Origin of the sequence: Limnofasciculus baicalensis BBK-W-15, from assembly GCF_024178385.1 — a bacterium.
In the GTDB taxonomy this organism is placed as follows: domain Bacteria; phylum Cyanobacteriota; class Cyanobacteriia; order Cyanobacteriales; family Coleofasciculaceae; genus Limnofasciculus; species Limnofasciculus baicalensis.
In genome coordinates, this window is the sequence record NZ_JAMZMM010000534.1 from 1 (window position 1) to 3,059 (window position 3,059).

General features: G+C 42.1%; 1 protein-coding gene. It reads left to right on the forward strand.

Annotated elements, in window-relative coordinates; translation table 11 throughout:
• Nucleotides 1-159 precede the first annotated feature (159 nt).
• A complete protein-coding gene (locus NJ959_RS27770) occupies nucleotides 160-2,946 on the forward strand; it encodes a site-2 protease family protein (RefSeq protein ID WP_254015001.1) in 2,787 nt (928 codons plus the stop codon).
• Nucleotides 2,947-3,059: the final 113 nt, after the last annotated feature.

Below are 3,059 nucleotides of genomic sequence, written 5' to 3' on the forward strand. Positions count from 1 at the left end.
GCTCCCCCTTCCCTAACAGGGAAGGGGGCTGGGGGGTTAGGTTTTCCGAATTCGCCAACAGCATCATTTATTCCCTGTCGGGATAAATACCTTACCCAACAATCTCCGTAAATCCACTGACATCTACCATAAAACTCCGTAAATCCACTGATATCTACCATGAAAAGCGGGGAACAATCCCATCAAAACCCTTGGCATAACTGGCTGTGCCCTGATATTCGCCCCAACTGGAAAATCCAGAAACGGCGAGAATCAGACCAATTTGTCCTGCAAGAATTACAAGGCAATCGTCACATTATACTTACTTCCACAGAAGCTTCTGCCCTCAAATACTTTATCGGAGAATATCAACTACAACAAATACAAGCAAAAATACACCAAGAATTTAAAGAGGAAGTATCGCCCAACCTAGTCATTGAATTAATCGAAAAAATCGCTAAAGCAGGAGTATTAACTCCCCCCAACAATAATTCAAAACCAACACCTCCTAGCCGAGATTATCGCCTTAAACCAGAAGTTAAATGGTTTGAACATCCTGACGGACATTGGATTTTGCGCAATCGCGAAGACTTTACCTTTATCCAAATGGATGACTTCAGTAAAGCCATCACCTCAGACTTAGGCAAACTCTCCCCAACCCAAATTATCGAAAAATACGATATCGCTATCCCTAAATTCAACCAACACCTGCAACTCCTCGCCAATCAAGGCATGTTAGTTGGCACAAAACGCCAAAAAAAGCCCCGAGGAAAATTTACTCCTTTCCAATTACTATATTACCAGATCCCTCTCTTCAATCCCGACTCTTGGCTAACCCAACATATTGATAAATTACGCTGGATTTGGACAAGAACATTTGCCTTCATTCTCTGTACCTTCATCACCTATTCAACAGTTGTCGGTTTATCCCAAAAAACTGAAATTATCGCCATGGGGCAAAAACTATGGCAATACTATGATACTTCCTTAATTCTACCCTTCGCTATCCTCGCCATGGTAGTAGTCTCAATCCACGAACTCAGCCATGCCTTTACCCTCAAACATTATGGCGGAATAGTACCAGAAATAGGACTATTTTTTATGGCACTAATTCCATCAGCTTACACAGATACCACCGATGCTTACTGCTTAATGAAACGCCGACAGCGGGTATTCGTAGTTGCGGCAGGAGTACTATGTCAAATTACCATAGGCGCGATCGCATTATGGCTATGGAATCTCTCGGCTGCTGACACATGGCTCCATACAGGCAGTTACCTATTAATGACAGCCGCCTTATTCACAGTGGCGATTAACCTCAACCCCTTATCCAAGTTTGATGGCTATTACCTGGCAGTGGCGCTGAGTGGAATCAATAACTTACGCGATCGCTCTTTTAAATTTTACACTAATCTTCTTACCGCCAAGCCAATTCCAGAAAAACTATCAGTGCAAGTTTGGTTAGCACTCTATGCACCTTTTAGCTTTGCCTATCTTTTATTTGTATTTGGTTTTCTGCTATTCCGCATTATCGATTGGAGTCTAATGAATTTATTCTTTTGGACTCTTACTTTAATAACTATCTGGGCTATTTACTTCTATTCTCCCCGTACTCCCATGACAGCTACCAATAATAATGCTACTACTAATAATAGTCGCCCTCTCTCCCCAGCAAAAGAACCTCCAAATCCCCGACTTCTTCCAGATACCCTCCTTACATCCGCTGTCGAAGTCGGGTATCTTAAATATCTCCGTTTCTGGTTAAAATTAGGATTAATTACCAGTATCCTCATCGCCTGTGGTTTCATCCCCACCTCCTTTGAAGTAGGAGGAAGAGTAGAATTAGAAACGCGAGAAGGTGCCAGAGAAATAATTCGGGTTCCCAGAGTTGCTGTAGTCAAAGAAATTACAGTAAAACCAGGAGACTATGTACAACCAGGTCAAATTGTTGCCAAATTATCTAGTTTAGAATTAGACAGAGAAATTGCTACAGTTGAAGAACAATTAAACCAAGCCCATCAAGCACTAGCCGCAGCTAAAACCGAACAAATTCGCGCCCAAGCCCAACTATTAGAAGTGACAGGAGTAGCAGCAGCGACAGAAGCAAAAGCCAAGCGAGAAAAAGATCGTGCTTCTGCGTTAATTACAGGTAAACTTCCCCCAGAAATTCAAGTATTAGAAACTCAAGCCCAGCGCCTACAAGCACAAATACCAGAAATTGAAGATAAATTACAGCGCTATCAAGATTTATCCCAACAAGGGGCAATCTCCAGAGAAAGAAAAGATAATGTTGAAAGCGAATTAAAAGATATTCAGAGTGCTTTAGCAGCCAAAAACCAAGAGATTGAATCAGCGAAACAACAACAACGGGATCGCGCCACAGATTTACAAAACGAAACATCCTCCCAACAAACAACAATTGACGCTTCCCGGATGATAGCCCAAGCCGAAACACAGATGACAGCGCAACAAAATGCCATAGCCACTATAGAAAAACGCCTCAAACAACTCCAAACTCAACAAGAAAGCCTCACATTGCGCTCTACAAAAGCAGGCATAATCCTTACCAATGACTTAGATTTACGCAGAAATCAAGAATTGAAACCCGGAGAAGACTTATTATTAGAAATCGCCGATTTAACCGAACTCACTGCCACCGTAGAAATAAAACAAGAAGATTTAGAATATGTAGAAATAGATAAACCCGTAACCTTCCGCCCCCTCCAAGCCAAATTAAGACCATACAAAGCCACCGTCAAACGCATATTACCAAAAATCCAGAACGATCCCAACCAACTAAATCGAGTAGCCCTGGTACAAATTATCGTTAATAATAGCGATGGAAAACTGAATCCAGGGGCTAGTGGTTATGCGAAAATCTGGTCAGAACAGATTTTTTTGTATCAACGCTTAGGTAGAGAATTAATGCGGTTAGTACCATTAGAACGATTTATGTGGGGCGAATAGGCTCAAAACCCGTCGCATATCAATTACTTCAAATCCCCCCCATCCTCCCCAGGGCTGTTTCATTCTCCTACAGCAACAGGTTAAAACCTGTTGCTACACAGGCTTTACCGCCC

Excerpts from the sequence above, each read along its gene's own strand:
- NJ959_RS27770 (WP_254015001.1), top strand. The coding sequence starts at position 160 with ATGAAAAGCGGGGAACAATCCCATCAAAACCCTTGGCATAACTGGCTG.